Here is a 2718-nt window from a genome sequence, read left to right as displayed (position 1 = left end):
CCCGACGGCGGCGACGAAGCGCAGCGAGCAAGCTACCGGAACTGGTTGTCGCTCACCAAGATGCTGGTCAGCGCGGATCGGATGTTGTCGGTCGGTGCGATATCGCGCTTCGAATACAACGCGACCTGGTGCCATGCCTATCACCGGTTGGAAGAGCTGCACGATAGCCGACACACCGTCGTCCAGCCGGGACAACAGTCGTCATTGCATGCTCCGCTGAGCTAGGTGATCGGCTGGTCGATCATCGGCAGCCGCACACGAAAGACCGTCAGCCCATTGGCCGACTCGGCGGTGACCGTGCCCCGGTGTGCCTTGACGATGGAGCTGACGATGGCGAGCCCCAAACCGTGTCCGGACCCGTTCGACGGCGCCTTGCTGGCCCGGACAAACCGATCGAACAGGTGGGGAAGTACTTCGGGATCGATGTCGGGTCCGTCGTCGGCCACGGTCAATTCGACGTAGGGCTCTTCACCGTTGCCGTGGTGGCAGCTGATGGCGGTGGTCACCGTGACCCCGGGCGGGGTGTGCACGTAGGCGTTGGTCAGCAGGTTGCTCAGCAGTTGATGCAGGCGCGCGTGGTCGCCGTTGACCCACACCGGCCCTTCGGGCAGCTCCTTGACCCAGTTGTGGGTGGGCGCGGCGACGGCCGCGTCGTTGACCGCGTTGATCACCACGTCGGTCAGGTCGAGATCCTCGGTCTGCAGGTCCTCGCCTTCGCCCAGACGAGACAGCAGCAGCAGTTCGTCGACCAGCGACGCCATTCGCCGGGCCTCCGATTCGATGCGGGCCAAGGCGTATTCGGTGGTGGGCGGCAGGTCGGAACTGTCCTGTCGAGTCAGCTCGGCGTAGCCCTGAATCGCCGCCAGCGGGGTGCGCAGTTCGTGGCTGGCGTCGGTGATGAATTGCCGCATCCGCATGTCGGATTCGACGCGGTGCGCCAGCGCGCTGTCGACGTTGTCCAGCAACCGGTTCAGTGTGTGCCCGACGATCCCGACTTCGTTGTCCGGGTCGGTGTCTTCGCGGCGCACGCGCGCACTGATCTGGTGGTCGTCACCGGTGAGCGGCATCGCGGCGACCTCCGCCGCGGTCGCGGCCACCCGGCTCAGCGGGCGCAGGGCCAACCCAACCACCCAGATGGTGAGCGCCGCGGTCACCACCAGCGCGGTGGCCACCAGCGCCGTGGTGGTGATCTGTTTTCGGGCGATGATCTGATCGGTGAGGCTCAGCGAGACGCCGACGATCAGCCGGTCGGATCCGGCGGCGCGGCTGTCGACCTGGTGCGGTCCCAGGCTGCCCAGGGTCTCGATGCGCGACGGACCGTCGTTCCACGATTGGGCCTCGATGGCGCGGACGACATCGGGTGGTGCGGGTTGTGGTTCGTCCTCGGAGAAGACGGCCGACCCGATCACCACGCCGTCGCGCAGTACCGCGATGAGGTTGCCCGGCGTCTGACCGGTGAACTCCAGCAGCGCCTGGTCCACCGGCGGGTAGCCGGCACGCAGCGACGTGTGCTCGCCGTTGCGGTATCTGGCGTAGGCATGGCTGAACGCATGCATGGATTCGGCGACTTCGGCGTCGTTCATCGCGGTCACGTAGCCACGCAGGCTCAGCACCGACACCGCACCGACAGCCACCAAGACCAGCGTCACCACGGCCAGGACGCCGATAAGCAACTGCTGGCGTAGCGAGCGGGGCAGCCACCGCGGGGTGTTGCGGTCCCCTGTCAAGCCAAGCTCATTCCGGTGGTCGAAGCATGTACCCAATCCCGCGAACCGTGTGGATCATCGGCTCGCGGTCCGCGTCGATTTTCTTCCTCAAGTAGGAAATGTACAGGTCAACGATGCTGGTGCGGCCGGCGAAGTCGTAATTCCAGACACGGTCGAGGATTTCGGTGCGGCTCAGCGCGCGGCGGGGATTGCGCATGAGGAAGCGCAACAGTTCGAATTCTGTCGACGACAGCGAGATCGGTGTGCCACCGCGGGTGACTTCCCGGCTGGCCGCGTCGAGCTTGAGGTCACCGACTTTGAGCGACTCGTCGGCGGGCGGGGCGAGATGACTGGAACGGCGCAGTAACCCCCGCAGCCGGGCGACCAGTTCTTCCAGGCTGAAGGGTTTGGTCATGTAGTCGTCAGCGCCCGCGGTCAAGCCCGTCACCCGGTCCATGACCGAGTCGCGGGCGGTCAGAAACAGTGTCGGGGTGTAGGCGTCGGCTTCCCGGACCCGCTGCAGGATCTGCAGGCCGTCGACGTCGGGCAGCATGATGTCGAGCACCAGGACATCCGGGCTGATCCGGTCGAACTTCGCGATGGCCTCCCGCCCGTTGTGGGCGATCTCGACGTCCCAGCCTTCGTAGTGCAGCGCCATCTTCACCAGGTTCGTCAGCGCCGGCTCGTCGTCGACCAGCAACACCCGGATCGGCGACCCGTCGGCGCGGTTAATCCGAGGTAGCTGCCCCAGAATGGCCTGACGCGGACGTTGGCTGCGTGCATATCCGGACATTGCAGTCATGGTCAATGATTCTTTCAACCACATATGCGGCCGTCACGTACCTCATAGAAAGCTCAAATGTACGGGCGCTTGACGGCCGGTGATGAACAGTGAGCGCTATGTACTCGGTATGCATTCCCTCGGTGCTCGGTGTTAACCAGGCAAACCGGGCGCGAGTGTGACTTGTGCCAGTGCACCGGGTGTCTATGGCAAGCAAAAGGGCCGCACACC

Annotated in this window: 3 protein-coding genes; 1 reads left to right on the top strand and 2 read right to left on the bottom strand. The window is 65.1% G+C overall.

Going from position 1 to position 2718, the window contains the following annotated elements:
- Positions 1-225, top strand: a 225-nt coding sequence (locus A9W95_RS27235) for a DUF6611 family protein (RefSeq protein ID WP_172826604.1), incomplete at its 5' end; no start/stop codon positions are given.
- Here the strand turns inward: A9W95_RS27235 and A9W95_RS11360 are convergent.
- Positions 222-1727, bottom strand: a complete 1506-nt coding sequence (locus tag A9W95_RS11360) for a cell wall metabolism sensor histidine kinase WalK (RefSeq protein ID WP_067412232.1) — start codon at positions 1725-1727, stop codon at positions 222-224. The genes A9W95_RS27235 and A9W95_RS11360 overlap by 4 nt on opposite strands.
- A gap of 7 nt (positions 1728-1734) precedes the next feature.
- Entirely contained in the window at positions 1735-2508 is a 774-nt protein-coding gene (locus A9W95_RS11355) for a response regulator transcription factor (RefSeq protein ID WP_067412235.1), read from the bottom strand.
- Between the last annotated feature and the right edge of the window lie 210 nt (positions 2509-2718).

Origin of the sequence: Mycobacterium sp. 1423905.2 (assembly GCF_001673155.1) — a bacterium.
Taxonomy (GTDB): Bacteria; Actinomycetota; Actinomycetes; order Mycobacteriales; family Mycobacteriaceae; genus Mycobacterium.
Note: the sequence above shows the minus strand (reverse complement) of the source record. Positions and strands in the feature narration are given on the sequence as shown.